Source organism: Candidatus Aminicenantes bacterium (assembly GCA_026393855.1).
Lineage (GTDB): Bacteria > Acidobacteriota > Aminicenantia > Aminicenantales > UBA4085 > UBA4085.
Genome location: JAPKZJ010000023.1, coordinates 1 through 25,212 on the forward strand (window position 1 = coordinate 1; position 25,212 = coordinate 25,212).

Here is a 25,212-nt window from a genome sequence, read left to right on the forward strand (position 1 = left end):
GCCGGCCATGAAGAGCAGGAGCAAACCGATGGATAGAGCCAGGATGATGAAAACCTTGCGGCGGACGGTCATGGGCCTTGGTCAGGCTCCTTCCAATGGTAGCCCAATTGTACCCCTTTCCGCGGCCGATGGGAAACAACGGCCGCGGAAGGATGGAACTTGGTGGGCGGTGCAGGATTCGAACCTGCGGCCACCGGCGTGTAAAACCGATGCTCTACCGCTGAGCTAACCGCCCTCGTTTCCCCCGGGATTATAGCCCATCCCGGGCCAAACGCAACGCCGCCCGGCCGCCCCCGGATCGCCTTTCCGCGGTTGACATAAGCCAAGGGCTATGTTAAGGTTAGCCCCTATTTTTGTCTCTCGAACTCCAAACAAAGGTAGATAACCGATGCTGGCTGTAATCAAGACGGGCGGAAAGCAGTATGTCGTCAAGGTCGGCGACACCCTCCATGTGGAAAGGCTCGCCTATGCGGCGGGCCAGAAGGTCCTCTTCGACCAGGTGTTGCTCATCGACGACGGCGCCGTGACCGAGATCGGCACCCCCGTCCTCGAGAAGGCCGTGGTCAAGGCCGAGGTGGTCAAGATCTTTCGGGACGAGAAAATTCTGGTTTTCAAGAAGAAACGCCGGAAACAGTATCGACGCACCCGCGGCCATCGGCAGACGCTGACCGAGGTCAAGATTCTGGCCATCTACCCCGATACGGCCGTCGTTCCGGCCGATGAGCTCAAGATCGAGGCGCCTCCGGCCGTGGCCCCCAAGGCCACCCCGAAGCCGTCGCCCAAGCCTAAGCCCAAGGCGGCCAAGCCCGAGCCCAAGGCCGAGCCCATCCCCGCGGCCAAACCGGCCAAGGCCAAAGCCAAGGCCGCCAAGCCCGCGGCGAAAAAGCCTGCGATCAAGAAGCCCAAGGCCAAGAAGGCCGCCAAGTAAGCGCGTAATCGAGAAGGAGATCGACGATGGCCACGAAAAGAGGAAGCGGCGTAGGCCGCAACGGTCGGGATAGCCAGTCCAAGCGGCTGGGCGTCAAGAACTACGGCGGACAGACGGTCAAGGGCGGTTCCATTCTAGTGCGCCAGCGGGGCACGCCGTTCAAGCCCGGCAAGAACGTCGGGCGCGGTGGGGACGACACCCTTTTCGCCAAGATCGCCGGAGTGGTCCACTTCGAAGACAAGGGGAAGAAGGGGAAATTCGTCTCGGTTCTGCCGGTCTGACCGACTGATCCGCGACCGATACATTTCCCTTCGCCAGCATGTTCATCGACCAGGTTAAGGTCTTTCTGCACGCCGGGCGGGGGGGGGATGGATGCGTCAGCTTCCGCCGCGAGGCCGGAGTGCCGCGCGGCGGCCCGGACGGCGGCCACGGCGGGCGCGGCGGCAACGTCGTCCTGACCGTGGAGGCGGGCCTGAACACCCTGTCCTTCTTCCGCTTCCACCCCATCAACAAAGCCAAGAACGGCGCTCCCGGCGAAGGAAATAACCGCAGCGGCAAGCGCGGCGCCGATCTCGATCTCCGCGTCCCCATCGGCACGGTGGTCAAGGTCGCCTCGACCGGCGAGATCGTGCATGATCTCCTCACGCCCGGCGAGCGGACCATCGCGGCCGCGGGGGGCAAGGGCGGCCGGGGCAACGCTTCATTCGCCAGGGCTACTCATCAAGCGCCGCGCGAGCATGAGCCCGGGCGGGAGGGCGAGGAGCGCGAGCTTGTCCTGGAGCTCAAGCTGATCGCCGACGCGGGGCTGATCGGATTCCCCAACGTCGGCAAATCCACTCTCATCACCCGCATCTCGGCCGCCCGGCCCGTGATCGCCGACTACCCGTTCACGACTCTGATCCCGAATCTCGGCGTCGTCGACGCCGGGGGAGATACGAGCTTCGTCGTGGCCGATATCCCCGGCCTGATCGAGGGCGCCCATCTCGGCCAAGGCTTGGGCATCCAATTTCTGCGGCATGTCGAACGGACCAAGGTCCTGGTCCATTTGATCGACGTCTCCCCGTACTCGGGACGCGATCCGGTCCGGGATTTCCGGGTTATCATGAAGGAGCTCGAGGCTTTCAATCCTGAGCTGGCCCGCCGGCCTCAGGTCATCGTGGCCAACAAAATCGATCTGCTTGGGGAGGACCGTTCCCGGCTGACGGCCGTCCGCAAGATGGCGGCCCGGCGGAAGCTGCCGTTTGTGGCTCTGTCGGCCATTAAATCCGAAGGCGTGGCTGCCCTGAAATCCCTCCTGGCCGAAGAGATCGCCAAGCGGAAAGCCGCAGAGAAAGCGCAGGACCGGCCATGAAGCGGCCGCGTCGGATCGCCATCTTCGGCGGGACTTTTGATCCAATCCACGCCGGCCACTTGCGCTCGGCCCGAATCGTCGGGCGGCGGTTCGGCCTGGACCGGATCCTGTTCGTCCCCGCCTCCATTCCGCCGCACAAGGCCCGCCCGGACATGGCGCCGGCTGCGGAACGTTACCGGATGGTCCAACTGGCCGTGGCCGGACGGGGTGGCTGGACGGTCAGCCCGGTCGAGATCCGGGCCGGCGGGACGTCGTATTCCATCCGGACCATCGAGCGGATGCGCCGCCGGTTCCCCGGGGCCCATCTGTTCTTCATCACGGGAGCAGATGCCTTCCGGGACATCAAGACGTGGCGGGAGTGGGAGCGGGTCCTGCGGAGCTGCGTGTTCATCGTGACCACGCGGCCGGGGGCCGGCCTCGAGGCTTCCGTCCGCGGCCTTGGGCCGAAATACGCCGGCTGCATTCGAAAGCTCGGCCGGACGGGCTCCGTCCGCGAGGACGAGCTTATTCCCGGCCGGATCTTTCTGCTTCCGATCGACGCCCTGTCGGTGTCCTCGACCGAAATCCGGAAGCGGGCCCGTCTGGACCGCCCCTTGGGGCGGCTCGCCCCGCCGGCCGTGGCCGCCCATATCCGGGCCAGGCGATTATACGAAGGAGGATTCTGATCCACCCATGACCAATGCGACGACCGACACGAAAAAGCTGGACAAAAGAGGCCTTCCCTCCGCCTTGAAGACGACGGCCAAGGCGGCCCTTGATAAAAAGGCCGAGGATCTGCGAATTCTCGACCTGCGCGGCACCTCCGCGTTCACCGATTTTTTCGTCATCCTGCACGGCCATTCAGGCCGCCAGAACGCGGCCATCGCCGACGGCATCGAAGAGGCGCTCAAGAAGATCAAGATCCGGCCGTTGGGAGTCGAGGGCCGGGCTCACGGAGAGTGGATCCTGATGGACTACGGGTTCTTTCTTGTCCACATCTTCTCCCGGGCGGCTCGGGATTATTACGCCATGGAAAAGCTCTGGGCCGACGCGCCCCGGGCGTCTTATTGAGCCGGACCGCGGCGTGCAAATCAAGCTGTTGTGGCCGGGCCGGGCCAAGCTGCCGGGCATCCCCGAGCTCCAGGCTCATTACCTCAAACGCATCACCGACCTCATGCCGACCCGCTTGATCGAGACGTCGGCGGCCAAGGGCCTGGACGAAAAGGCGGCCAAAAAAATCCTGGAAATCGAGGCCGCGGGTCTTGAAAAGCAGATCAAAGACGATTATATTGTCACCCTCTTTGACCGAGGCCGCGAGATGAGCTCGCCCGAGCTGGCCCGGTTTTTCGAGGGGCGCGCCGTCGCGGGGACCCGGTCGGTAGCCTTCCTGGTGGGGGGCTTCCTGGGGTTGGCGCCGCGCCTGCTGGAAAGGGCCGACTTGTGTTTGTCCTTGTCTCGCATGACATATTCGCACGAGCTCTGCCGTCTCGTACTGATGGAACAAATCTTCCGAGCGCTTTCGCTCATGAAAGGGAGACCGTATGCTAAATAAGAAGCCGGTCCTGACCAAGAAAGAGATTGAGGAATACCGCAAGAAGCTGGCCGACCGCCGCAACGATCTCGTCAACAAGCTGAGCGAATTCCGGAACGAAAGCAAACAGGTCGAGACGGATATCGCCCAGGACCTGGCCGACAAGGCCGAGAGCTCCTACACCAAGGAATTCCTGCTCAGCATGTCCGACGCCGAAAGGGACGAGCTGCTTCAGATCGATGCCGCCCTGAAGCGCATCGACAAGCGCGAATTCGGAAACTGCCTAATGTGCCAGAAAGAAATCGGCAAGAAACGGTTGAGCCATCTGCCCTGGGCGCCCCTATGCATCGAATGCGAGGAAAAGGCCGAGACGGAGTGCGCCTGACCGGAAGGTTGGGAGCGCGCCTCCTCGAATTGCTTGTCTTCCCTTCCGCCTGCCGCCTGTGCGGCCGTTTACTGGATGGGCCTGGCGAGCGCGTGCTCTGCCCGGACTGTATATCCGGCTTGTCGCCGCTCCATGGCCCGGTTTGCCCGTCCTGCGGCCGAGGTTTCGGCGCCGCGGTCGATCCCCATCTTTGCGGCGACTGCCTGGTATCCCCGCCCCCGTTTTCGCGGCACCGCTCGGCCGGGCTTTACGGCGGAACCCTGAAAGAAGCGCTGCTCCTGTTCAAATTCCGCAAATACCGGCCGCTGGCCAAGCCGCTGGGCTCGTTTGTCGCTTCCGCTCTGCGCGGGGAAGAGGCCCTCTGGGAGGATGGCGTCTTCGTCCCCGTGCCGCTTCACAAAAAGCGGCGGCGGCAGCGGGGCTTCAACCAGGCCGAAGCCTTGGCCGGGGAATTGAGCCGGCTGACGGGACGGCCCGTCGAGACCCGGGCCCTGCGGCGGATGGCCGATATCCCGCCGCAGACGAGGCTGGGGAAGGCCGAACGCCGGGCCAATGTCCGGGGGGCGTTTAAAGTCGTGCGGCCGGACCGGATCCGCGGCCGCGTCATCGTGCTCGTGGACGACGTCTTCACGACGGGCTCGACCCTGGGCGAGTGCGCCCGCGAGCTGCGGCGGGCGGGCGCGGCCGACGTTCGCGCCGTGACCATCGCCCAGGCCTGAGCAGGGATAAAACAATTTCTTCTCCCATCTCGGGAAACATCAGCGGTTTGGAGTGTCGGCCAACGGCGAAACCGCGCGGGTTCCGGCTTTTTACGCCTCTCCGCGAGGGCACCCAACGGGCGCCGGGGCTGTTTGAGCACGCGACCATCTAAAGGAATCGAAACAGAGTGGGTGGTCTCCATAACCGAGAGATCTCGAATGCGGAGTTCCGCCCTCGCGGGGACTGTCGAAACGAAGTCCCGACGAGGACTGCGAAACGCTGGAGGCGCCGAGCGGATTAGCGTGAAAAGGAGTGGTGAACCCGCGCCGCCGGGACGACACTCCGGACCGCGTTTCCCGGAATCGGGAGAAGAACCAAAAAAAAGGGGAGGCGGCGAACCGCCTCCCTTGGTTTACGGAACCCGCGCGCTTACTTCTTCTCGGCGGGGGTGACGATCTTGACGGTGCGGGGCTTGAGCTCCTGCCGCTTGGGCATCGTGATCCGCAGGACGCCGTTCTCGTACTCGGCCTTGATGGATTCGGGGTCGATCGAGTTGGGCATGGTGAAGGCCCGGTAGAAGGAGCCGTAGGACCGCTCGATGCGGTGGTAGTTCTCCTCCTTGGTTTCCTTCTCGAACTTCCGCTCGCCCTTCAGCTGAAGGGTGTTGTCCTCGATCCGGATCTCGATGTCCTTCTCGGCGATGCCGGGGACTTCGGCCGTCAGGACGAGCTCGTTCTCTGTCTCGTAGATGTCCACGGACGGAGCCCAAGCGCTGGGCGTCAGCTCTTTGTCCTCGCCGCGGCCGGCGAAAACGTCTTCAAACGCCCGATTCATCCTTTCGCGCAGCGTGACCATATCCCGGAAGGGATCCCAACGAATAATAGCCATTGAAAAACCTCCTTAGGTTTGCGTTTACCCATATAATCTAATATCTTAGTATTAATATGTCAAGTATTCTTATTAAATCGTAGTTAAATATAATTCAGATATATCTATGTACGTAAACAATGTATTATTAATTATATAAAATAATTTTATAAAAAATTCGGATAAAAATATTTTCGATCTTTTCCAGATTCTAGGAAAACTATAGCGGTTCTGAGTACCGGCCAACGGCGATATCGCGAGGGCGGCGCCTTGTCCCGAAGGCGCATAACACTTTTAATCTCAATGATATCACCGCCCCTGCCCCTCCTTCAAGGAGGGGCTTGGTTCGCGCCTTCGGCTGCTGGTGCTGAGGGAAGCCAACCCTCGCGGGGACGATCGAAACGACGTCCCTACGAGGACTGCGAAGCCCTGCGGCCGCCGAGGGCTGTTTGAGCACGCGACCATCTGACGGAATCGAAACGGAGTGGGTGGTCCCCAAGACCGGTAGATCTCGAATGCGGAGTTCCGCCCTCGCGGGGACGGTCGGGGCGACGTCCCGATGAGGACTGCGAAGCGCTGGAGGCGCCGAAGAGAACTGTGGGAAAAGGCGAGTAGAGCCCGAAGCCGCCCTCGCGAGGACCGTTGAAGCAACTGTCCTGGCGAGGACTACCAAGGCGTTGCCGGGACGGTACTTAGAGCCGCGTTTCCCGGAATCGAGAGAAGATCAAAATATTTGAGATTTATTCCCTGGTTTTTCCGCCTACGAGGACGGTCAGCTCTCCCTTAAAGACGCGCCCCTTGGTTTGGGTGGCCAATTCGGAGGCTGATCCGCGGAGGAACTCCTCATAGATCTTGGTCAATTCGCGGGCGATGACGACCGGCCGGTCGCCGAGGGTTTTCTGGACGGCTTCAAGAAACGCTTCGATCTTGCGGCCGGGCAAATAAAAGATCAGCGTCGCGTCCTGTTCGGCCAAGGCGACCAAGGCTTTGCGAAGCCCCTCGGACTTCGGCGGCGGGAAGCCGGCGAATAGGAATCTATGGGTGGGCAGGCCCGCGGCGCAGAGCGCCGTGGTGACGGCCGAGGGGCCGGGAATCGGAACCACCCGCAAACCCTCGCGGACGGCCTCCCGCACCAGCCGGAAGCCCGGATCGGAGATGGCCGGCGTCCCGGCATCCGAGACGAGGGCCACGTCCTTGCCTTCTTTCAGCAGGCCGATCAGCATCGGGATGCGGGCCCCTTCACGCGGTTGGTAATGGCTGATGAGGCGGTTCTTGATCTCGTAGCGGGCCAGCAGAAGCGCCGTCCGGCGGGTGTCCTCGCAGGCAATCGCCGCCGCCTCCTTGAGAATCCGGAGGGCCCGGAAGGTGACGTCTTCCAGGTTCCCGATGGGGGTTGCGACGACGAACAGGGTTCCGGCCATGGGAGCGGGTCCCGCCTCAGCGCTCCCAGTCGTAGGGGTAGAGAAAATCGTGGCCGATCGTGCGGGCCGAGATCTTGGCGATCGGCGGTAGCTGCCGCTTGAACTCGGACCCCTTGATCAGGGCCAGCACTCGGTCCACCTTCTTGGCCGCCGCGCCCGCGGCCAGAAGATCCTCGCGGCGCTCCCGCTCGTCGACCAGCTTGAAGAGGATCTCGTCGATCTCGGCGTAGGTCAAGCCGAGCTCGTCCTCGTCCGTTTGTCCGGCCCACAAGCCGGCCGTGGGCTTCTTGGCCTGGATTTGTTCCGGGATCTCGAGATGGGCCGCGAGCTGGCGGACCTGGGTTTTGTACAGGTCTCCCATGGGGTTGATGGCGCAGGCCATATCGCCGTGGATCGTGCCGTAGCCGATCAGGAGCTCGGTTTTGTTGCTTGTGCCCAGGATCAGGGAATGATCGCGGGCCGAGACATCATAGAGGATGGACATCCGCTCGCGGGCCATCTTGTTGCCGCGGCGGACCCTGTCGTCGGTCGGCCTCCGCTCGAAGTAGGCGTCGACCATGGGCCGGATATCGATCGTCTCGGCGGCGATGCCGAGATGCTTCGCCAAGAGGCCCGCGTCGTCCAGGTCGGCGGTGAAGCTTGCGCTGTAGGGCATCATCAGGCCCAGGACATTGGACGGTCCTAGGGCCCGAACCGCCAAGGCGGCGCAGACGGACGAATCCAGTCCGCCCGACAGCCCCAGCACGCCCTTGGCGAAGCCGAATTTGGCCAGCTCGTCCCGGATGAAAGCCGTTAGGATTTTGACTGCGAACGGAGCGTTAATCGTCATGGCGAAGCAGGGTCCTTTGCAGGGAAGTCAGGGTTATCTCGGGCCTATCGTCGCGCCTCCATGGCCAGGTCTTGCGGGCCTTGCGCACGGCGCCCGGATCGACCTCGGCCAGCAGGAGATGCTTCTCGAAATACGGCGCCTGGGCCAGAAGCTTGCCCGAGGGACCGTAGACGAACGAGCCGCCGGCGAAGGTCATGCCGTCCTCGCCGCCGACCCGGTTGCAGTAGACGACGATCGAGGTCGTGAAAAAGGACATGGATTCGCCCATCAGCTCCCACATCCGGCTCGAGGCGAACCCCTTTTCCCCGCCCAAGCCGCGGCCGGGGGCGGCGCTGATCGTGATCATCATCTCGCTGCCTCCCGCAAACAAGAGATATCCGGCGTTGAGATGGAGAAAGTCGCGGCAGATCATCATTCCGGCCGGGCCGAACGGGGAGGGGAAGGAGCCGAAATGGCCGCCCGGGGCGAAAAACCGGGCTTCCTCGAACATGCCGAAGGTGGGGAGAAAGACCTTGCGGTGGATGTGGAGGATCCGGCCCTTGGCCAGGAAAGCGGCCGAATTGTAGAAAAGACCCTTCGCCTCCGGCCGCTCCTCGACGAATCCCACGACAAGGGGGATCTCCCGGCTCAGGCTCTTGAGTTCGCGCAGGTGCGGGGACCGGCCGGGATCAAGGGCCACCGTCTCGACGAGATCGCGGAGCTTGTACCCGGTCAGGCCGAGCTCGGGAAACACGATCAGGTCGGCTTTCTCGCGGCGGGCCTTCTCGGCCGCTTCCAGGTGGAGGCCGATGTTCTTCTTGATGTTCCCCAGGTGGGGCGCAATCTGGGCCAAGGCGATTTTCATGTAGTTAAATTATCACATGTCGGCCTTGGGAGAAACTTCCGGGAGGATCCACCAACGGCGCCTTGTCTTCCTCAATATGAATTGATTCGTTTGAAGAAGGGGGATTCAGTTGGGGCGAAGGGTGTGGGGTGCCGAACCTATCTGAAATCTTCAAAACTCGGGCGAGGGGTTTGGGGGGCAATGGAGGGGTGGCAGCCCTAATCGGCCATCGGCCGATAGGGCGTTGGAGGGGGACGCGGCTAAAGGGTCCCCCTCCAAGGGAGTCCGACCTTCTTTATTCGGAGGTTCCTTTAGACTACAATGCTCCTGCATCCATGAATCACATCGCCATCCACCTCAAGGACATCCATGCCGGGCGCAAAAATGGGCGCTTGGTGGCCCGCAGGGACGATTGGGAACGGACCCTGGCGTGGCCCGCAGGGACGATTGGGAACGGACCCTGGCCTTCCATGACGGCGGGCTCATCTTCGCCAAGACCAATGTCCCCGGGGAGCGGTTGGGAGCCATCCTGGCGAACCTGGGCCGCCTCAGCCCCGAAGACGCGGCCTCGATCCCGAGCCTGACCTCCTCCGGGCAGATGATCGGGGAAGCCCTGATCGCCAAGCGCCTGATCACCCACAAGGACCTCTACGAAGCCCTCCTGGCCCAGATGTCCCGTATCACCCTGGCGCTTTTCTCGGAATTCGAGGCCCAATTTCACTTCGAGGCGCGGGAGCGCATCGTCGACATCGACTTCGAGATGAGAATGTACCTTCCCCAGCTCATCGAGCTGGGCATTCGGGAGATGCCCTTCCATCCGGCTCTGATCGATTTTCTCGGCCTGAAGTTCCCCGTCGCCGGCGGCTCCGGCTCCTCCAAGACGCTCAGTGCGGATGAGAAAATTCTTTTGGCTTCGCTGGACGGCCGCCGGTCCGGCGAGGCGACCTCGGCGACCAGCGCCCTGGAGCCGAAGACGTTCTGGAAGACGCTGTTTCTTCTGTATTGCCTCGACCTGGCGCGATGGCAGGAGCCCGCACCCGCGGCGGCGTCGGTCCCCGAGGCGTCTCCGGAGCCGCCGGCTTCTTCCGCGCCGCCGGACGCCCCGGCCGAGATACCGACCGAGATCGGGGAAGTCCTCGAATTCCACAGCCGCCTGCCGAAGCTCGACTATTACCAGATTTTGGGCGTCGGGCGCGCGGCCGGAGAGGACGAGATCAAGAAGGCCTATTTCAAGCTGGCCCGCAAATTCCACCCGGATCGTTTCGGCCGCCAGGCCGATTCCGAGATCAGGGAAAAGATCGATGCCGTCTTCGACGCGGTCACCAAGGCTTACCGGACCTTGACCAGCCGGGACAAGCGCGCGATGTACAGCTCCAAGCAGGCCGGCCCCGCCCCGGCCGACGACAAGGACCGCGGCCGCAACGCCGAAATCCGGTTCCGGCAGGGGAAGACGCTGTTCAGCCAGGGGCGCTACGAGGAAGCCCTGGCCCTCCTGGAGGAGGCGGTCCGGCTCAAGGACGACAAGGGCGATTACTATCTCCTTCTGGCCATGGCCGAGAGCAAGGTGCCCGACCTGAGCAAGAAGGCCGAGCGCAATTTCCTAAGGGCGATCGAAATCGAGGCTTGGAACCCGGAGGCGTATGTCGGGCTCGGCTATCTCTACAAGCGGGAAGGGTTGGCCCTGCGGGCTCGCAAGCAGTTCGAGAAGGCCCTGGAGCTCGATCCCGAGCACAAGGCCGCCCGCCAGGGCTTGGACGAGACCGACGGCAAGGTCGATGGGAAAAAAAGACGCAAGGGAATACTGAGCAAGGATCTGTTCGGGGGCAAGAAAAGCTGATCCCGCCGGTCAGGCCGATTCCAGGAGCTTGCGGAATTCCCCTTCGGTCAGGGTCTTGACGCCCAGTTTGGCCGCCTTGTCCAGCTTCGATCCCGCCTCCTCGCCTACAACCAGCCGGCTCGTCTTTTTGGAGATCGAATCCGTGACCGTGCCGCCGCGCCGCTCGATCTCCGCCTTGGCCTCGTCCCGGCTGAAGGAGGCCAGCCGTCCGGTCAGGACAAACGTCAGCCCGGCCAGCGGGGCAGCGCCGCCGGCTGCCGCCGGCCTCTCCGACCGAAAGCGGACGCCGGCCGCCTTGAGCCGATCCAGAAGGACGCGGCTCTCCGGCTGACGGAAGAAGAAGACGATGTTCTCGGCCACGATCGGGCCGATCTCCTCGACCTCCAGGAGGGCCTTTTCGTCCGCCGCGGCCAGCGCCTCGATGTCGTGGAAATGAGCGGCCAGGTTTCGGGCCAGCTTCTCGCCGACATGGCGGATGCCCAAGGCGAAAACGAGCCTGGCGGGGCCGTTGCGCTTGGAGGCCTCGATCTCGTCCAGGAGGTTTTGGGCGCTCTTCGGCCCCATTCGCTCCAATCCGGCCAAGTCGTCGAGCCTGAGGCCGTAGATATCCGGCAGCGAGGCCGCCAGCTTGGCGGCGAGCAGCTGGTCGGCCAGCGCTTCGCCCAGGCCTTCGATATTCATCGCCCGCCGGCCCGCGAAATGCAGAATGGACTCGCGCAGGCGAGCTGGGCAGGAGGGGTTGGCGCAGCGGGACACGGCCTCGCCCTCAGTCCGGAAAACAGCCGAGCCGCAGGCTGGACAACGGGCGGGCATCACGAAGGCTTCGCCCCGTTTGCGCTTCGACGGGGATGATTTTCCGTTAGACTCCCCGTACTCGTCGTCCGGGCCGTTTCGGCGACCTGACGACGAGTAGTCGATAATCGGCTTGACGATCTTGGGGATGACGTCGCCGCTCCTCTCGACCAGAACGACGTCGCCGATCCGGATGTCCTTGCGTTTGATCTCGTCCTCGTTGTGCAGGGTGGCCCGGCTGACCGTCGTGCCCGAGAGACGGACCGGCTCCAGCACCGCGACCGGCGTTAGGGCGCCCGTCCGGCCGACCTGGACGACGATGTCCAGGAGCCTGGTCGTCGCCTGGCGGGCCGGGAATTTGAAGGCCACGGCGCCGCGGGGAGCCTTGGCGGTCGACCCTAAATCCGCCCGCTGGTCGGCGGCGTCGATCTTGATGACGATGCCGTCGGCGTCGTAGGAGAGGCCGTCGCGCTTTTCGGTCCATTCCCGCCAGTAAGCCGTCACTTCGGCCAGCGAGCGGAGGCGGCGGGATTCGGGGTTGGTCTTGAAGCCGAGCCGGCGGAGGGTGGCCAGCGTTTCCCATTGGCTCGGCGGCTCGGCCCCGTCCACGGTCAGCCAGTAGAGGAAGGCGTCCAGCCGCCGCGCGGCCGTGATCCGCGGGTCGAGCTGGCGGATTGACCCGGCCGCGGCGTTGCGCGGGTTGGCGAATAGCGGCTCTTCCCGCTCTTCGCGCTCCCGGTTGATGGCCCGAAATGACTCGAAGGGCAGATAGATCTCGCCCCGGACTTCTACCTCGCCCTGCTCCGGGATGGCCAGCGGCAAGCTGCGGATCGTCCGGACGTTGGCTGTGACGTCGTCCCCCCGGACGCCGTCGCCCCGCGTCACCGCCTGGGCCAGCCGCCCGCCCTTGTAGAGGATGGAAATGCCGAGGCCGTCGATCTTGAGCTCGGCCACGAAGGCGAGCGGCCTATCCGGAAGGAGCTTCTCCACCCGGCGGCCGAACTCTTGCAGATCCTCCACCGAGAAGACGTTGTCCAGGCTCATCATCGGGGTCCGGTGGCGGACCGAGGCGAAGCCTTCCACGGGCGCCCCGCCGACGCGCCGCGTGGGGGAGTCGGGGGTGACGAGATCGGGGTGAAGCTCTTCCAGGCCTTGGAGCTCCTTCATCAGCCCGTCGAATTCGGCGTCCGAGATCTCGGGGTCGTTGTCGACATAGTACTTCTTCTCGTGGTGGACGATGTCCCGCCGCAGGGCTTCGATCCGGCGGGCCGCCTGCTCGCGGGTCGTCGCTTTTCCGGTCATGGTTGAATTGTATCGGGTTCCCCGGAAAAAAAATACAAGAAAAAAGGTTCTTCTCCCATCTCCGGGAAACGTCAGCGGTTCGGGGTGTCGGCCAACGGCGAAACCGCGCGGGTTCCGGCTTTTTACGCCTCTCCGCGAGGGCACCCAACGGGCGCCGAGGGCTGTTTGAGCACGCGACTATCTACCGGAATCGAAAAGGAGTGGGTGGTCTCCATGGCCGGGTGATCTTGAATGCGGAGTTCCGCCCTCGCGGGGACTGTCGAAGCGACGTCCCTACGAGGACTGCGAAGCGCTGGAGGCGCCGAGCGGATTGGCGTAAAAAGGAGTGGTGAACCCGCGCCGCCGGGACGATACCCCGGACCGCGTTTCCCGGATTTGGGCGAAGAACGGGGCAGGTGTCTCGGAAAGACGTTTATTTCCCGTTGCGGCGCTTGGCCTCGTCGACCAGCTTCTGGAAGGCGTCCATGGTCGCCTTCTGCTGGGCTTGGATGCCTTCCACGATCTTCTTTTCGCGCGCCAGGTTCTCGTTCAGCCGGCGGAATTCGCGCTTCTCGTCCGAGCTCAGATCGTCTTCGGACTTCTCGCCGAACTTGGTGTTGAGCGTCTTGGTCCATTCCGCGGTCAGCTTGTTGCTTTCCTCGATGGCTTTGACGCGGTTGTTCCATTCCTTGTCCTGGCTGAAGAACAGGCTCTGGGCGATCTGCACGGCCTGCTGGGCCTGCTTGGCGTTTTTTGTCCCCAGGATGCCGGCGTCCATAAGATAGCGGATGGCGTCGTTTGTCACGGACGGGTTGGTCTTGGCTTCCCTGGCCAAAGTGACGCCGATGTTGTAGGCCGTCTCGCCCGTCTTGTTCTTGGCGTAAGCTTCCTTGAACATAGTCAGGGCTTCGGCCGACTTGCCTTGGTTGTAGAGGGACTGGGAGAGCTGCGACAGCGACTCGCTGTCCTTGAGAACGGCGTAGGTGGCCCGGTAGAGCTTCTCGGCCTCGGCGTAGTTCTTGGCATCGTAAAGAGCCTTGCCGGCCTTCTTGATCTCATCCAGGATCTTGGCGTTCTTGAGGATGTTGTAGGCCTGGAAGTAAGAGTCCACGGCCGTCTTGTAGTCCTTGACGGCCAGCGCGGCTTGGCCCGTGATGTAATGGCCGGCGCCGGTCATTTGGTTCCAGAGGGCGACATTGGCGCCTTCCTTGGCCTTGGCCGCGGCGGCGTGCTGGATGAGCTGGCCGGCGTAGGCTTTGGCTTTCTCCGCGGTCGCCGCGGATTTGACGTAGATCGAGGCCAGGGTCATCATGGTCTTGCCCCTGAGGTCGTCGTCCAGGCCCGGCATGGTCAGGGCCTTTTCGCCGTAGCCCAGGGCCTCGGCGCCGATGTTGCCGGATGCAACCATGGCCTCGAAGCAGAAAGCGTAGGCGAAGTTGTCGTACTGGCCGCCCTTGCCGGCGAAGCTGGCGATGTAAGCCTTAAGGAGGGTGGCCTTCTCCTGGGGCGTGTTGGCAGTCATAGCCTTGGCATAGGCTTGGTCGGCTTCGTTCTGGGCGAAAGCGAATCCGCTAAGGACAACGGACAGGATAACGGCTGTCAACAGGGCTTTCTTCATCCTGAACCTCACTTCGATAATTTGCGGGGGAATATAGCCCAGGCGCTGTAAAATGTCAAACAAAGGACCTTTACAGGCGCCCAGAGTTCCTCCCGACGACGCTTTGGTCGCCCTCGTAACGACCGGCGCTTCGCCTGTCGTCGCGAGGGAGGCTCGATTTCCATAGCTTTCAAATGCAACTTCCATGCCAGGAAGCTCGGGGTTGGGGGGCCAAAGACGTTCGCTCCCCCAGCGAGGGAGCTCACTCCGGCCGGCTCAGTCGCTCCCCCTGAACTCTCACGATAACTTGGGAATCGGAGGGTCATTGGAGGAGGCTACCATGGGGGGGAGGCAGCCCTTGGCGTTGGAGGGGGAACCCATCAATGGTTCCCCCTCCAAGGGAGTCCCCGCTTCTTCGCCGACCCTATGCTGGCGCATAGGGCTGCAAAGTCCGTGGCTTTGGCCCCCCAAACCCCTCACCCCGATCGAAGACTATTTCGGAAACGATAAAATCGCAATCATGGGAAAAGGCTTCCATGAGGGGGTGGCAGGACGTGCGGCACGGACGTTGGAGGGGGAACCCGTTCTTGGTTCCCCCTCCAAGGGAGTCCACCCCTCCAAGGAGCTTTTGCCGTTTGTCTTCCATCGAATCACTCGGAAAACATTTCTGATCTTTCAGAACGATACGTGAGAATCGACCGGTATCAACACTGGCTCAGTTGTCTTTCAGTGTCAATCTGGCCGGGATTTGATTAAAATAATCTTGATGAGCGACCAAGCCGATGAATTCGCCAGGGCTTATAAGCGGGAGACGGGCCGGGCCCCTGGCCGGGACGTCCCCCTGCGCGAGCACTCCAATTTCCGGATCGGCGGTCCGGCCGACCTGTTTGTCGCCACGGCCGCATCGGCCGAGCTAAGGATGGCGGTGACGATGGCCCGGGCCGCGGGCCTTCGCCACCGGGTCATCGGCGGCGGCTTCAACCTTTTATTCGACGATGAGGGCTACCGCGGCTTGATCATTAAGAACTCGGCCCGCGGCATCGCTTTCTCGGCCGCCCTGGAGACGATCGAGGCCGCCTCCAGCGCGCCGATCGACGAGCTGACCGAGACGGCGGCATCGCTGGGTTGGGGCGGACTGGAATTCCTGGCCGGGATTCCCGGGACGATCGGCGGCGCCGTCTACGGCAACGCCGGGGCGTTCGGACGAGCCATATGCGACGTCCTGATCGAAGCCCGGATCATGCATCCCGACGACCGCGAAACCCGGGTCGGGCCGGAGACCCTAGAGTTCGGCTATCGGCATTCGCGGCTCAAGCGGAGCTCCGACATCCTGCTCGGCGCGACTCTCCGGCTGACCTCCGCCCCCTCCGACCGGATCCGGGCGGCCATGGAAGAAAACCTGGCTTTGCGGACGCGCCGCCATCCGCCCCGCCACACGGCCTATCCCGGAAGCTACTTTAAAAACCCGATCCTCGCCGACGGGACTAAGCAGGCCGCGGGATTTTTGTTGGAGCAAGCCGGAGTGCGGGGGCTCCGCATCGGGGGAGCCTCGGTCTTCCCGGGCCACTGCAATTTCATCATCAACGACGCCGGCGCCGCGGCGCGCGATGTGTTGGCCCTGGCCGCAGAGATGAAGCGGCGGGTCCTCGAAAAGTTCGGGATCGGCCTCGAGGAAGAGGTTGTTTACTTGCCGGCGTCCGCTTAAAAGCGACGGCGATCTTCAGCGACGTTTTTTCTCCATTAAATCCATCCAGAACCCGACTTCGAAGGACGACGGCCGCTCCTCGGGCTTGAGCATTTCCCGGCCCGCCTTTCGCTCGCGCAGGGCCGACTTCAGCCGGGCGTCGAAATCCCGGCAGACGAGCGATTGGGCCCCCGCCTCGCGGGCATAGGCCCGCAGCTCGCGGTCGTTGCTGACCAGGGTCAGGCAGCGGCGATCCTTCTGCCGATCGATGAGCTCCACGATGACGGCATCGGCCGTCTCGCCCTCGGGCGGCAAGTAGACGCGCAGCTTGTCGTCCCCCCGGGTCAGTCCGGCCAGGTCGTCCGAGGCCCGGCCGTCGAAGACGAGGAAGATGCGGCTGCGGGTGAAATGGGCGAAGGCCAGAAGCCGACGGGCCAAGGCCATCCGGTTTTCGGGGTCGCGCATCTGGCCGGGGTAGGCGTAGCCCAGGAAATTGTTGCCGTCGACGATGAAGGCCATGTCGGCGGGGCCGTCACCCCGGAGGCCAATGCATCGGCCGGCCGCCCAGGACATGGAAATGGATGTGGAAGACTTCCTGGCCCGAGTCGCGAGCCGTGTTGAGGACCAGCCGGTAGCCGGTCGCCCCGACGCCCTTGGCGGCGGCGATCTCCCGGGCCTTGATCAAAATGGCGGCCAGCAAGTCGGCCTTCTCCGCCGGGACGTCGTTGAGGGAGGCGAAGTGCTCCTTGGGGATGATCAGGGTGTGCACGGGCGCTTGCGGCCGAATGTCGTCGAAGGCCAGGATGCGCTCGTCCTCGTAGACGATCTTGGCCGGGATGGCTTTGGCGGCGATCTTGCAGAACAGGCAGTCGTTCATGGCCTTCCTCCGCGCGTCCGGGCGGGCTAAGATTTAATCCGTTCGATGCGGGCGCCGAGTCCGCGGAGCTTTTCCTCGATGGACTCGTAGCCGCGGTCGATGTGCTCGACTTCGTTGACGGTGGTTGTGCCGTGGGCGATCAGCCCGGCCAGGATGAGCGAGGCCGAGGCCCGCAGGTCGGTGGCGGTGACTTCGGCGCCCGACAGCGGTGCCCCGCCGCGGACGATGGCCTTGTCGCCCGTGACTTCGATATTGGCACCCAGCCGCAGCAGCTCGTTGACGTGCAGAAAGCGGCGGTCGAAGATCGTCTCGGTGATGATGGACGTCCCGGCGGCTTGGGTCATCAGGACCATGAACTGGGCCTGCATGTCGGTCGGGAAGCCCGGAAAGGGCGAGGTGGTGATATCTTGAGGCCGGATGACCTCGCTGCCGACGACGTGGACGCTGCCCGGGCCGACGTCATCGATGGTCGTGCCGGAATAGCGCAGCTTGTCGATGACCGTCGCCATGTGGTCCGGCTCGACTCCGTCCATGAGGATATCCCCGTGGGTCAGGGCCGACGCCACCATGTAGGTTCCGGCTTCGATCCGATCGGGGATGATGGCGTGCTCGGCGCCGCCCAGGGCCTCGACGCCGGTGATGCGGATCGTTTCCTCGCCGATGCCGTCGATCTTGGCCCCCATCTTGACCAGCAGCTCGCAGAGGCAGCGGATCTCGGGCTCGCGGGCGCAGTTGCGCAGGATCGTCTCGCCGCGGGCCAGGGTGGCCGCCATGAGCAGATTTTCGGTCCCGCCGACGGTGGTCTTCTCGAAGTGGACCTCGGCGCCCTGCAGGCGATCGGCCTCGGCGGTGATGTAGCCGTGCTCGAGAGAGATGCGGGCACCCAGCTTTTGCAGGCCGGCGATGTGAAGGTCGATCGGGCGCGAGCCGATGGCGCAGCCGCCGGGCAGGGCCACGATGGCCTTGCCGAAGCGGGCCACCAGGGGGCCGAGGACAAGGATCGAAGCCCGCATCAGGCGGACCAGGCTGTAGGAAGCCTCTTCCGATAAAAGCTTGGGCACTTGAATGCCCAGGGTGTTGCGGTCCAGGCTGGCCTCGGACCCCAGCTCGCGGATGAGCGTCAGCATGGAATAGACGTCGCGCACGAGCGGGATGTTGGTCAGGACGACCCGGTGCTCGGTCAGGAGCGAGGCGGCGATGGCCGGCAGGACGGCGTTCTTGGAGCCGCTGATGCGGACCCGTCCCCTGAGCGGGACGTCCGGTGCGCCTAAGATGCGGATTTTTTCCATCGGGAAAATTCTAGACGATTGGAGGCCTTGGGTCAAATCGGACGCGCTGTCCCTCAGAGCCGGGCCAAAGCCTGCTCCAGATCGGCGATGACGTCGGCCGGGTCTTCGCCGCCGACGCAGAGTCGGATGAGCTGGGGCGGAACGTCGGCCATCCGCCGCGCCTCTTCGCCCTGTTGCTGGTGGGTGGAGATGGCCGGGATGGTGGCGACGCTCTTGATCCGTCCCAAGTCGGTGGCCCGGTAGATCATTTTGAAGCCGTCGAAAACCTTGCGGGCGTTCTCCGGCGGGCCGTCCACCCGGAAGCTCATCAGGTGGCCGAAGCGGGGCAGCCCGCGGCCGTTCGCGTCTTCGGAGTCGACGAGGGACATGTAGCGCGAAGCCAGTCCGTGCAGGCGATGCGAGGGCAGGCCCAGGAAATCGACCTGGTAAACCCGCGGCTGCCCGCTCAGCCACTCGGCCACGGTCTGGCAGTTGCGGCTGACCAGGTCCATGCGCGAGCGCAGGGTCCGCAGGTCGTTGAGGGCCATCATGGCGTTGAAAGGCGCCGCCGCCGGCCCGTTGTCACGGTAGGGCAGGAACTTGACGTATTCGGCGAAGCTGGCCTTGAACAGGGGATGGTCGTTGACGATGTTGGTCGTGATCGGCTTGCGGCTGATGAGCGCCCCGCCGATGGCCGTGCCGCCGGCGGTGATCGACTTGGTCAGGGAATGGACGACAATGTCCGCGCCGTGGGCCAGCGGGCGCATCAGGGCGGGGGTGGCGCAAGTGGCGTCGAAAATGAAGGGAACGTCGCAAGCGTGGGCCGCGTCGGCCACGGCCCGGATGTCGCAGAAGCCCTGCTGCGGATTGCTCGGCCCTTCCATATAGACGAACCGGGTGTTGGCGTCGATCTTGGACTTCCATTCCTGGACATCCTCGGGATGCATGACCCAGCGGACCTCGATGCCCCGCTCCTGGGCCCGGCGGATGTTGAAGAGCTGGAAGGTCCCGCCGTAGACCTGGATGCAGGAGACGAAGTTGATCTTTTCGCCCTCCTTCTGCTTGGCCAGGAACGGATCGATGGCCATGGCGATGGCCGCCATGCCGGAGCCCGTCACGCAGCACGAGGTCTCAAAGCCGGTCTTATAGCCCTCGAGCAGGCCCAAGGCCCATTCCAGGTAGTAGGTCGTCGGGTTGGCGATCCGGGTGTAGCACCAGGTCGGGATGAGGTAGGCCAGGGCCGCTTCGAGCTCGTCGGAGTCCCGGTAGGATTGGGAGGAGGAGAGATAGAGCGGCTCGATCAAAGCGCCTTGATTGTTGCGGTAGGACTCCTCGAGCGAGTACAAGCCGTGTACGGCGATGGTGTCGAACTTCCAGGAGCGGACCAGGCCGAGATGCGCTTCGCGCTCGGCCTGAAGCCGCTTGGCTTCGTCGATGTACTTCCGGACGCCGGGTCCGTAGGTCTTAGTTTCGGTCATGGGTGGTGCCTCCCTGGGGCAAAGAGACGGATAGTATCGATCGGTGCGGAGCTCGCATGGGGAGAACCTAGAAAAGTCCGTCGGGAAAGACGCTGCGATAAGGTTTTGGCTGCGTTTTCAATCGCATGACACGGCTAATAGGGCCGATTCGAGGACTCAGTTTATTTCAAATCGTGATGAATGGCAAGCACGTCCTGGAGGACGGCGTGCCCGGTTTCCAGGCGCCCTGCGCCGGGCCCTTCGATGGTCACCGGGCCGAGCAGGTCGAGGTCGAAAGTCAGGGCGTTGCGGGCGCCCATGACCCCGGCCAGCGGATCGGTGAGGGGGATCTTGCGCGGCCCCACCCCGGCCGTGATGCGGGCGCTGTCGCGCCGAACATAGGCGATAAGCTTATAGCGATAGCCTTCCTCGCGGGCGGCCACGATCATGGCCCGGTTGATGCCGGTGATGCCGGACGGGTTGAGGGAGGCCGGCTTGAGCCCGGCGTCGAGGAGGACGTTGGCCAGGATGACGATCTTGGCCAGGGCGTCGCGGCCCTCCACGTCGGCCGAGGGGTCGGCCTCGGCGAAACCCAGCTTTTGGGCTTGGGCCAGGGCCTCGGCAAAGTCCAGGCCCTCGGCCTCCATCTTGCTCAGGATGAAGTTCGTGGTGCCGTTCAGGATGCCCCGGATCTCCTTGATCGAGGCCCCGGCGAAGCCCCGCTCGGCCAGGCTGAAGATGGGGGTCCCGCTCATGACCGTGCCCTCGAACCGGAAGTGCAGTTTCCGCTTGCGGGCCAGATCGCTTAATTCGCGGTAGTGGAGAGCCACCGGGCCCTTGTTGGTCGTGACGACGTGCTTGCCGGTCATCAGGGCGCGGCGGATGTGGGACGCGGCCGGTTCGCCGGTCTTGATGTCGGTCGGGGTCAGCTCGGCGATCAGGTCGGCTCCTGCCGCCTCGATGATGTCGGCCGTGGGCACCCCGTCGAACTTGGCCGCCCGGGGGTCGACGGCGTGCATCTTGCCGCCTGCGGCCAGGACCTTGAGGGTCTTGCGGATGTCCAGGCCCTGCGGGGCGATGAGGTTGCCGCGGAGAGGATCGGCGACGGCCGTGACCTTGGCCTCGAAGCCGTAGCGGGTTTGCAGGTCGGCGGCTTTGCGGTCGAGGGCTTCCAGAAAGCCCTGGCCGACCGTGCCGCAGCCGACGATTCCGAGCCTCAGCTTCATCGTTGCCTCCGAGATCGATTCCCGTCTGTTCCCCCCGAGCATCTTAGCTTAGGGGGAGGGAGTCTGTAAAGGATGGTTCCGGACTTGCCGTCCCGAGGCGCGCTGAAGGCGTTTTTATCGTCGTTGCGAGGGCAACCTCCTCCATATCAAAAAACCGAGATTCCCGCGGCCTGCTTCGCAGGTCCTCGGGATGACAGATGATCAAACTAGCCGCCCCGTCGTCGATGGCTCGGGTTGAAGCCTTGAAACCAGGTATGGCCCCGTATAAGATGGTCCCGTTCGAGGAGGGAAAACCATGAACCAATCCACCATCGAAAAAGATCCCCACGTCCGGTTTTCAACCGGCCTCGGGATGACGAAGCGATCAACGTCATGGCGAACCATTGGCGCAGCAATCTGCGCGATCATACTATGGCGTGCCGTCTCACTCATCGCCTCCGCCGCCCAAACGCCCGCCAAGGGGCTCAAGATATTTATTTCCGTCGACATGGAAGGGATCGACGGCGTCGTCAATTGGGACGACGTGACCGTGGGCGGATTGGATTACGGCTTGTTCCGGCGGCTCATGACCCAGGAGGTCAACGCCGCGATCGGCGCCGCCCGCGCCGCGGGCGCGACCGAGATCGTCGTCCGGGACGCCCACGACACCGGCCGCAACATCCTGCCCGATCTCCTGGACCCCGGCGTCAAGCTTCTGCGCGACTGGAGCTACGGCCCGTTGAGCATGATGGAAGGGATCGACAAGTCTTTTGACGCCGCGATATTCATCGGCTACCACGCCCGGGCCTCGACACCGGATGCGGTCCTGAAGCACACCATGACGACCAAGCTTCTCGACGTCGTCATCAACGGCCGTAAGATGCCGGAGGCGGGGATCAACGGCCTCATCGCCGGGATGTTCGACGTCCCCGTGATCCTGGTTACGGGCGACAAGGCCATCGCCGGGCAGGCCCGCGAGCTGTTCGGGGACATCGAGACCGCCATTGTGAAAGAGGGCATCGGTACGGCCGAGCTGGGCATCTCGCCCCAAGCCGCCCAGGCCTTGATCTGGGAAAAGACGGCCGCTGCCCTGCGCCGGCTGAAGGAAGCCAAGCCGTTCAAGCCGGCCCCACCCTACACCCTCGACGTCGCCTTTGCCGACGAGGCGGGGGCCCAGAAGGCGTCTTGGATTCCCGGCGCGGTCCGCAAGGACGAGCACACCGTGAGCTTCAAGGCGGACGACGTCATGACCCTGCTCAAGCTTTTCCGCCTGTCCAAGATGTAGGCTAGGGGTCAGGTCTCAACATTCAACATTTCTCCTAAATTTTAGGTTTTCAGGGACGGAGCCGTATTCTCAAGGGGCCGAGTCGAGCTCGGCATGCCGAAATGTTGAATGTTGAGGCCTGACCCCTATCGTCTTACCGGGTAATGCATCAGGTCCGGAAGGGGCTTGCGCGGCAGCGGCTCCTCGCGCATGGCCGCGTTGTATACGAACGCGGCCATGACCACCGAGGCCTGCATCAGGTCCTCGATGATCAGGTGGTCGTAGACGTCCATGTTGGTGTGGTGGATGCGAGTCCCGTAGTCGAGCGGGTCCTGGATGAACTGAAAAGCCGGCAGCCCCACATAATCCAGGGCGCCGTGATCCGACCCGCCGGTCTCGCGGACGACGACGTCGGTCGCGCCCAGGTCGTGGAACGGCTTCAGCCACTCCTCGAAGATGGGCTTCACGGCGGCGTTGTTCTGGGCGTAGATGCCCCGGATGCGGCCGCTGCCGTTGTCGAAGTTGAAGTAACCGGCGATCTTGGCATGCTCCGGCTTGAGGGTCATCGTGGCGGGATCGGCGAAGTGCTTTTCGACGTAGGCCTTGGAACCGACCCAACCCTTCTCCTCGGCGCTCCAGAGGACGACCCGGATCGTCCGGCGGGGCTTGACCCCGAGCGCCTTAAGGATGCGGACGGCTTCGAGCGAGACGGCGCAGCCGGCCGCGTCGTCGGCCGCGCCGGTGCCCGCGCTCCAGGAGTCGATGTGGCCGCCGAGCATGACGACCTGGTCGGCCTTGTCCGTGCCGGGAATCTCGCCGACCACGTTGTAGCCCAGGAGGTCCTTGTCGTAGAACTCCGTCCGGACCTCGACCTCCATCTTGGCCGGCTCCTTGAACTCCTCGATGATCCTGTGAATGCGGTTATAGTGCTCGGCCGCCAGGATGATCTCGGGCAGGGGACGTGGACGCTTCGGGTCGCGGGCCTGGCGGACGCCGCGGGCCAGGACCGTACCGTACTCGCGCAGAGAGGCCCCGCTCGAGGAGACCAGCACGCCCACGCCTTCGGCCCGGAAAAAGTCCTCGAGCTCGTCCAGAAAGCCGCGGACATAGTCCGGATCGGGCGGTACCGCGGCCCGGATGGGCGTCTCCGCCAGGGCCGCTAGGCCAGCCGCATCGTAGCGCCGGGCGTCGGGGGTGAACTGTGTCGGGACGGGAATCCGCGGCTGGTAAAGCACGATCCGCCCCGCGAGCCGGCCCTTGTATTTGGCGAAGTCGGCCTTGGACTTGATGTCGACGTAGAGAGGGGCTCCAATGATCTTGCCCTTCGTGCTCGACCCCCACTCGACCGAGATGGCGATGAGCGGCGCGTAATGGGGTTCGAGGAGGTGGGCCGAGACATAGCGTGGGGCCCAGCCGACGCCGAAATTCTCGTAGGGCTCGAGGGCGACATTCGTCAGGCCCCATTCGCGCATCCGGTCGGCCGCCCAGGCGTTGGCCCGGCCGATTTCGGGCGATCCGGTGGGTCGGGGGCCGATGACGTCGGAGAGATAGGCGGCCAGCTTGGCCACCCGGCTGTGCTGCAGGCCTTCGAACCGGATTCGGTTCATCATGCCCAGGTCGGGAGCGTCCTGGGCGGCGAATAGGCCCAGGGCCAGGAGGACGAAGGCGGGAAGCGCGATCGAGCGGCGGTGACGTCTCATGGGGCCTCCTTGTCGCGCGCGGGCGCGGTCGAAGTCTATCGCCGCCGGGCCGCCGCCGTCAACGCGGGGCCGAGGCCGCAGAGGGGGCGGGGTCATCAGGTGGTGAGAGATCAGCCTGGTTTGATCGTCTGTTTATAGGGATCGAATTCCCCGGCCAAAATCCCGCCGGCAGGGAATCGCCAAGGCGGGATCGGCCTTATAAGCAACTGACCTCGTCTCTTTCGAAGGGCGGTCCGTGCAAGAGCTCAAGCAGGCGTTCGCTCAGGCCGCGGAGGACTATCTTGAGATCTGCCGCAAGGCCGGCAAGGAGCCCCAGCGCTCCTATAAAGGAAGCTTCAAAGTCCGCATCGCTCCCAACCTGCATCGCCGTGCCGCCCTTCGATCGGCTCGCCTGGGGATCTCCCTGAACCAGCTGGTCCAGGCGGCCATCGAGCGGGAAGTCGGACCGAAGTCCTGACGGCGCCGCGTTGAATACCGATTTAAGTCCGGCCGTGGCCGCAGCCCTGGGCCGGCCCGGCGCCATGATCGTGGCCGTGATGGCCGCAGGCCATGCCGGGTTCCACCTTCTGCAGCGTCCCCGCCTTCAGGGCCTCGATGGTCTCCCGGACGGTCGGGGCCGCGGCGAGAAAGACGTCCAGGCCGGCCGCGTTCAGCTTGGCCAAGGCTCCGCCGCCGATCCCCCCGACGACGATCCCGTCGAGCCGTTCGCCCTGCAGAGAAGCCAGCGGCGTGCAGGCGCCGTGGACGTGCTGGTGGTTCTGGTTGCCGACCGCCCGGCTGAGGCCGCTCTCGGCGTCGACGATTAAAAATCCGGGGGCTGATCCGAAATGGGCGCAGACGAGGCTATCCAGCCCTTTGTCTTCTTCGATCGGAATGGCGATGATCATTATGAGTTCTCCTTAGGCGTTTTTTGGGTGCAGCCAAAACGGCGTCTTCGGCAAGGCCCTGCGCCCGGCCGCTTCTCCGGTATCTCGGCTTTGGGATCGGGGGCCGGATCAAAATCCGCTTGGTCATGAAGACGGCAGCAGCGCTTTCGGCCGACCTCGACCGTGCCGCCCTCAATCCGAAGAGACTTGCCGTGAAGCAGGGCATCGATCGTTTTCCGGTGGGCCGAGTCGATGATCCGGCTGAAGGTCGGCCGCGAGACAGCCATCCGTTCGGCTGCCTGTTCCTGGTACAGACCCTCGAAGTCCGCCAACCTCAGGGCTTCGAACTCATCGAGGGTCATGACGATCTCGTCCAGGTCTTGGAGGGGGATGCCGGCCGGCTTAAAGACCGGGGCGGCCGGATGGCCGGCGATATGGCGGGGGCAGAAGGGTCTGGGCATGGCAAGCTTTCGGACTTATTATGGACATATGTTCATTACTTGTCAAGCGCCGTGCCTGATTTCTCTTTTAAACTCTCCGCGCCGATCCGGTGCATTCGGAGCGAAAAAAA

Annotated in this window: 26 protein-coding genes and 1 tRNA gene; 12 read left to right on the top strand and 15 right to left on the bottom strand. The window is 63.8% G+C overall.

From position 1 onward, the window contains the following. Nucleotides 1–160: 160 nt before the first annotated feature. Nucleotides 161–235, bottom strand: a tRNA-Val gene (locus NTZ26_03275). Nucleotides 236–388: 153 nt separating this feature from the next. Between NTZ26_03275 and rplU the strand changes: the two genes are divergently transcribed. Genes rplU through NTZ26_03315 form a run of 8 tightly spaced genes read left to right on the top strand, consistent with a single transcriptional unit; the run spans nt 389 to nt 4,893 of the window. Continuing rightward, a complete protein-coding gene (gene rplU, locus NTZ26_03280; protein MCX6559515.1) occupies nt 389–928 on the top strand; it encodes a 50S ribosomal protein L21 in 540 nt (179 codons plus the stop codon). 26 nt (nt 929–954) lie between these two features. Further along, entirely contained in the window at nt 955–1,209 is a 255-nt protein-coding gene (gene rpmA, locus NTZ26_03285; protein MCX6559516.1) for a 50S ribosomal protein L27, read from the top strand. A 38-nt stretch (nt 1,210–1,247) separates the two neighbouring features. Further along, nucleotides 1,248–2,279, top strand: coding sequence for a GTPase ObgE (obgE, locus tag NTZ26_03290; GenBank protein ID MCX6559517.1), 1,032 nt, complete (start codon nt 1,248–1,250; stop codon nt 2,277–2,279). Continuing rightward, nucleotides 2,276–2,944, top strand: coding sequence for a nicotinate-nucleotide adenylyltransferase (gene nadD, locus NTZ26_03295; protein MCX6559518.1), 669 nt, complete (start codon nt 2,276–2,278; stop codon nt 2,942–2,944). The genes obgE and nadD overlap by 4 nt, the downstream gene beginning before the upstream one ends. Nucleotides 2,945–2,951: 7 nt before the next feature. Beyond that, entirely contained in the window at nt 2,952–3,329 is a 378-nt protein-coding gene (gene rsfS, locus NTZ26_03300) for a ribosome silencing factor (GenBank protein MCX6559519.1), read from the top strand. Between the two features lie 13 nt (nt 3,330–3,342). Next, the gene (locus tag NTZ26_03305; protein MCX6559520.1) at nt 3,343–3,810 is read left to right on the top strand and encodes a 23S rRNA (pseudouridine(1915)-N(3))-methyltransferase RlmH; all 468 of its coding nucleotides are present in this window, start codon (nt 3,343–3,345) and stop codon (nt 3,808–3,810) included. After that, on the top strand, nt 3,800–4,174 hold the full coding sequence (locus NTZ26_03310; GenBank protein ID MCX6559521.1) for a TraR/DksA C4-type zinc finger protein: 375 nt from the start codon (nt 3,800–3,802) through the stop codon (nt 4,172–4,174). The genes NTZ26_03305 and NTZ26_03310 overlap by 11 nt, the downstream gene beginning before the upstream one ends. Continuing rightward, nucleotides 4,165–4,893, top strand: coding sequence for a ComF family protein (locus NTZ26_03315; GenBank protein MCX6559522.1), 729 nt, complete (start codon nt 4,165–4,167; stop codon nt 4,891–4,893). Before NTZ26_03310 ends, NTZ26_03315 begins: the two co-directional genes overlap by 10 nt. A gap of 409 nt (nt 4,894–5,302) precedes the next feature. Here NTZ26_03315 and NTZ26_03320 read toward each other — a convergent pair whose 3' ends face one another. The 4 genes from NTZ26_03320 to NTZ26_03335 all read right to left on the bottom strand — a co-directional run bounded on the left by NTZ26_03320 (nt 5,303) and on the right by NTZ26_03335 (nt 8,834). After that, complete coding sequence (locus tag NTZ26_03320; GenBank protein ID MCX6559523.1) at nt 5,303–5,761, bottom strand: Hsp20/alpha crystallin family protein; 459 nt, start codon at nt 5,759–5,761, stop codon at nt 5,303–5,305. 719 nt (nt 5,762–6,480) lie between these two features. Continuing rightward, nucleotides 6,481–7,161, bottom strand: a complete 681-nt coding sequence (gene rsmI / locus NTZ26_03325) for a 16S rRNA (cytidine(1402)-2'-O)-methyltransferase (protein ID MCX6559524.1) — start codon at nt 7,159–7,161, stop codon at nt 6,481–6,483. 16 nt (nt 7,162–7,177) lie between these two features. Further along, entirely contained in the window at nt 7,178–7,990 is an 813-nt protein-coding gene (locus tag NTZ26_03330; GenBank protein MCX6559525.1) for an NAD+ synthase, read from the bottom strand. Then, nucleotides 7,980–8,834, bottom strand: a complete 855-nt coding sequence (locus tag NTZ26_03335) for a hypothetical protein (protein ID MCX6559526.1) — start codon at nt 8,832–8,834, stop codon at nt 7,980–7,982. The genes NTZ26_03330 and NTZ26_03335 overlap by 11 nt, the downstream gene beginning before the upstream one ends. Nucleotides 8,835–9,243: 409 nt before the next feature. Here NTZ26_03335 and NTZ26_03340 point away from each other — a divergent pair, with 409 nt between their 5' ends. Continuing rightward, entirely contained in the window at nt 9,244–10,650 is a 1,407-nt protein-coding gene (locus NTZ26_03340; protein ID MCX6559527.1) for a DnaJ domain-containing protein, read from the top strand. 9 nt (nt 10,651–10,659) lie between these two features. On the opposite strand, the gene ligA is transcribed toward NTZ26_03340, so the two are convergent. Together ligA and NTZ26_03350 are read right to left on the bottom strand one after the other, a co-directional pair. Continuing rightward, complete coding sequence (gene ligA, locus NTZ26_03345; protein MCX6559528.1) at nt 10,660–12,744, bottom strand: NAD-dependent DNA ligase LigA; 2,085 nt, start codon at nt 12,742–12,744, stop codon at nt 10,660–10,662. 412 nt (nt 12,745–13,156) lie between these two features. Next, nucleotides 13,157–14,341, bottom strand: a complete 1,185-nt coding sequence (locus tag NTZ26_03350) for a hypothetical protein (protein MCX6559529.1) — start codon at nt 14,339–14,341, stop codon at nt 13,157–13,159. A 745-nt stretch (nt 14,342–15,086) separates the two neighbouring features. On the opposite strand from NTZ26_03350, the gene murB reads away from it, so the two are divergent. Further along, a complete protein-coding gene (gene murB / locus NTZ26_03355; GenBank protein MCX6559530.1) occupies nt 15,087–16,025 on the top strand; it encodes a UDP-N-acetylmuramate dehydrogenase in 939 nt (312 codons plus the stop codon). Nucleotides 16,026–16,040: 15 nt separating this feature from the next. Here murB and NTZ26_03360 read toward each other — a convergent pair whose 3' ends face one another. The 5 genes from NTZ26_03360 to NTZ26_03380 all read right to left on the bottom strand — a co-directional run bounded on the left by NTZ26_03360 (nt 16,041) and on the right by NTZ26_03380 (nt 20,832). Further along, complete coding sequence (locus NTZ26_03360) at nt 16,041–16,523, bottom strand: NYN domain-containing protein (protein ID MCX6559531.1); 483 nt, start codon at nt 16,521–16,523, stop codon at nt 16,041–16,043. A 13-nt stretch (nt 16,524–16,536) separates the two neighbouring features. Continuing rightward, the gene (locus NTZ26_03365; protein ID MCX6559532.1) at nt 16,537–16,881 is read right to left on the bottom strand and encodes a histidine triad nucleotide-binding protein; all 345 of its coding nucleotides are present in this window, start codon (nt 16,879–16,881) and stop codon (nt 16,537–16,539) included. A gap of 26 nt (nt 16,882–16,907) precedes the next feature. Further along, the gene (gene murA / locus NTZ26_03370; protein MCX6559533.1) at nt 16,908–18,170 is read right to left on the bottom strand and encodes a UDP-N-acetylglucosamine 1-carboxyvinyltransferase; all 1,263 of its coding nucleotides are present in this window, start codon (nt 18,168–18,170) and stop codon (nt 16,908–16,910) included. A 53-nt stretch (nt 18,171–18,223) separates the two neighbouring features. Next, complete coding sequence (locus NTZ26_03375) at nt 18,224–19,627, bottom strand: PLP-dependent transferase (protein ID MCX6559534.1); 1,404 nt, start codon at nt 19,625–19,627, stop codon at nt 18,224–18,226. Between the two features lie 161 nt (nt 19,628–19,788). After that, on the bottom strand, nt 19,789–20,832 hold the full coding sequence (locus NTZ26_03380; GenBank protein MCX6559535.1) for a homoserine dehydrogenase: 1,044 nt from the start codon (nt 20,830–20,832) through the stop codon (nt 19,789–19,791). Nucleotides 20,833–21,127: 295 nt separating this feature from the next. Between NTZ26_03380 and NTZ26_03385 the strand changes: the two genes are divergently transcribed. Then, the gene (locus tag NTZ26_03385) at nt 21,128–22,096 is read left to right on the top strand and encodes a M55 family metallopeptidase (GenBank protein ID MCX6559536.1); all 969 of its coding nucleotides are present in this window, start codon (nt 21,128–21,130) and stop codon (nt 22,094–22,096) included. A gap of 125 nt (nt 22,097–22,221) precedes the next feature. Here the strand turns inward: NTZ26_03385 and NTZ26_03390 are convergent, their stop codons facing one another. Further along, nucleotides 22,222–23,775 carry a M20/M25/M40 family metallo-hydrolase gene (locus NTZ26_03390; GenBank protein ID MCX6559537.1) on the bottom strand — a complete coding sequence of 518 codons (1,554 nt, stop codon included), beginning with the start codon at nt 23,773–23,775 and terminating at the stop codon, nt 22,222–22,224. A gap of 235 nt (nt 23,776–24,010) precedes the next feature. Here NTZ26_03390 and NTZ26_03395 point away from each other — a divergent pair, with 235 nt between their 5' ends. Continuing rightward, nucleotides 24,011–24,232: a type II toxin-antitoxin system HicB family antitoxin gene (locus NTZ26_03395; protein MCX6559538.1), complete on the top strand. Its 222-nt coding sequence runs from the start codon at nt 24,011–24,013 to the stop codon at nt 24,230–24,232. 22 nt (nt 24,233–24,254) lie between these two features. Here the strand turns inward: NTZ26_03395 and NTZ26_03400 are convergent, their stop codons facing one another. After that, nucleotides 24,255–24,662, bottom strand: a complete 408-nt coding sequence (locus NTZ26_03400; GenBank protein MCX6559539.1) for a diguanylate cyclase — start codon at nt 24,660–24,662, stop codon at nt 24,255–24,257. After that, nucleotides 24,662–25,102, bottom strand: coding sequence for a DUF134 domain-containing protein (locus NTZ26_03405; GenBank protein MCX6559540.1), 441 nt, complete (start codon nt 25,100–25,102; stop codon nt 24,662–24,664). Before NTZ26_03405 ends, NTZ26_03400 begins: the two co-directional genes overlap by 1 nt. Between the last annotated feature and the right edge of the window lie 110 nt (nt 25,103–25,212).

Excerpts from the sequence above, each read along its gene's own strand:
- nadD (MCX6559518.1), top strand. The coding sequence starts at position 2,276 with ATGAAGCGGCCGCGTCGGATCGCCATCTTCGGCGGGACTTTTGATCCA.
- obgE (MCX6559517.1), top strand. The coding sequence starts at position 1,248 with ATGTTCATCGACCAGGTTAAGGTCTTTCTGCACGCCGGGCGGGGGGGG.
- NTZ26_03365 (MCX6559532.1), bottom strand. The coding sequence starts at position 16,881 with ATGAACGACTGCCTGTTCTGCAAGATCGCCGCCAAAGCCATCCCGGCC.
- NTZ26_03350 (MCX6559529.1), bottom strand. The coding sequence starts at position 14,341 with ATGAAGAAAGCCCTGTTGACAGCCGTTATCCTGTCCGTTGTCCTTAGC.
- rsfS (MCX6559519.1), top strand. The coding sequence starts at position 2,952 with ATGACCAATGCGACGACCGACACGAAAAAGCTGGACAAAAGAGGCCTT.
- NTZ26_03385 (MCX6559536.1), top strand. The coding sequence starts at position 21,128 with ATGAACCAATCCACCATCGAAAAAGATCCCCACGTCCGGTTTTCAACC.
- NTZ26_03380 (MCX6559535.1), bottom strand. The coding sequence starts at position 20,832 with ATGAAGCTGAGGCTCGGAATCGTCGGCTGCGGCACGGTCGGCCAGGGC.
- NTZ26_03330 (MCX6559525.1), bottom strand. The coding sequence starts at position 7,990 with ATGACGATTAACGCTCCGTTCGCAGTCAAAATCCTAACGGCTTTCATC.
- NTZ26_03405 (MCX6559540.1), bottom strand. The coding sequence starts at position 25,102 with ATGCCCAGACCCTTCTGCCCCCGCCATATCGCCGGCCATCCGGCCGCC.
- rsmI (MCX6559524.1), bottom strand. The coding sequence starts at position 7,161 with ATGGCCGGAACCCTGTTCGTCGTCGCAACCCCCATCGGGAACCTGGAA.
- NTZ26_03375 (MCX6559534.1), bottom strand. The coding sequence starts at position 19,627 with ATGACCGAAACTAAGACCTACGGACCCGGCGTCCGGAAGTACATCGAC.
- NTZ26_03400 (MCX6559539.1), bottom strand. The coding sequence starts at position 24,662 with ATGATCATCGCCATTCCGATCGAAGAAGACAAAGGGCTGGATAGCCTC.
- ligA (MCX6559528.1), bottom strand. The coding sequence starts at position 12,744 with ATGACCGGAAAAGCGACGACCCGCGAGCAGGCGGCCCGCCGGATCGAA.
- NTZ26_03310 (MCX6559521.1), top strand. The coding sequence starts at position 3,800 with ATGCTAAATAAGAAGCCGGTCCTGACCAAGAAAGAGATTGAGGAATAC.
- rpmA (MCX6559516.1), top strand. The coding sequence starts at position 955 with ATGGCCACGAAAAGAGGAAGCGGCGTAGGCCGCAACGGTCGGGATAGC.
- NTZ26_03335 (MCX6559526.1), bottom strand. The coding sequence starts at position 8,834 with ATGAAAATCGCCTTGGCCCAGATTGCGCCCCACCTGGGGAACATCAAG.
- rplU (MCX6559515.1), top strand. The coding sequence starts at position 389 with ATGCTGGCTGTAATCAAGACGGGCGGAAAGCAGTATGTCGTCAAGGTC.
- murB (MCX6559530.1), top strand. The coding sequence starts at position 15,087 with ATGAGCGACCAAGCCGATGAATTCGCCAGGGCTTATAAGCGGGAGACG.
- NTZ26_03360 (MCX6559531.1), bottom strand. The coding sequence starts at position 16,523 with ATGGCCTTCATCGTCGACGGCAACAATTTCCTGGGCTACGCCTACCCC.
- murA (MCX6559533.1), bottom strand. The coding sequence starts at position 18,170 with ATGGAAAAAATCCGCATCTTAGGCGCACCGGACGTCCCGCTCAGGGGA.
- NTZ26_03320 (MCX6559523.1), bottom strand. The coding sequence starts at position 5,761 with ATGGCTATTATTCGTTGGGATCCCTTCCGGGATATGGTCACGCTGCGC.
- NTZ26_03390 (MCX6559537.1), bottom strand. The coding sequence starts at position 23,775 with ATGAGACGTCACCGCCGCTCGATCGCGCTTCCCGCCTTCGTCCTCCTG.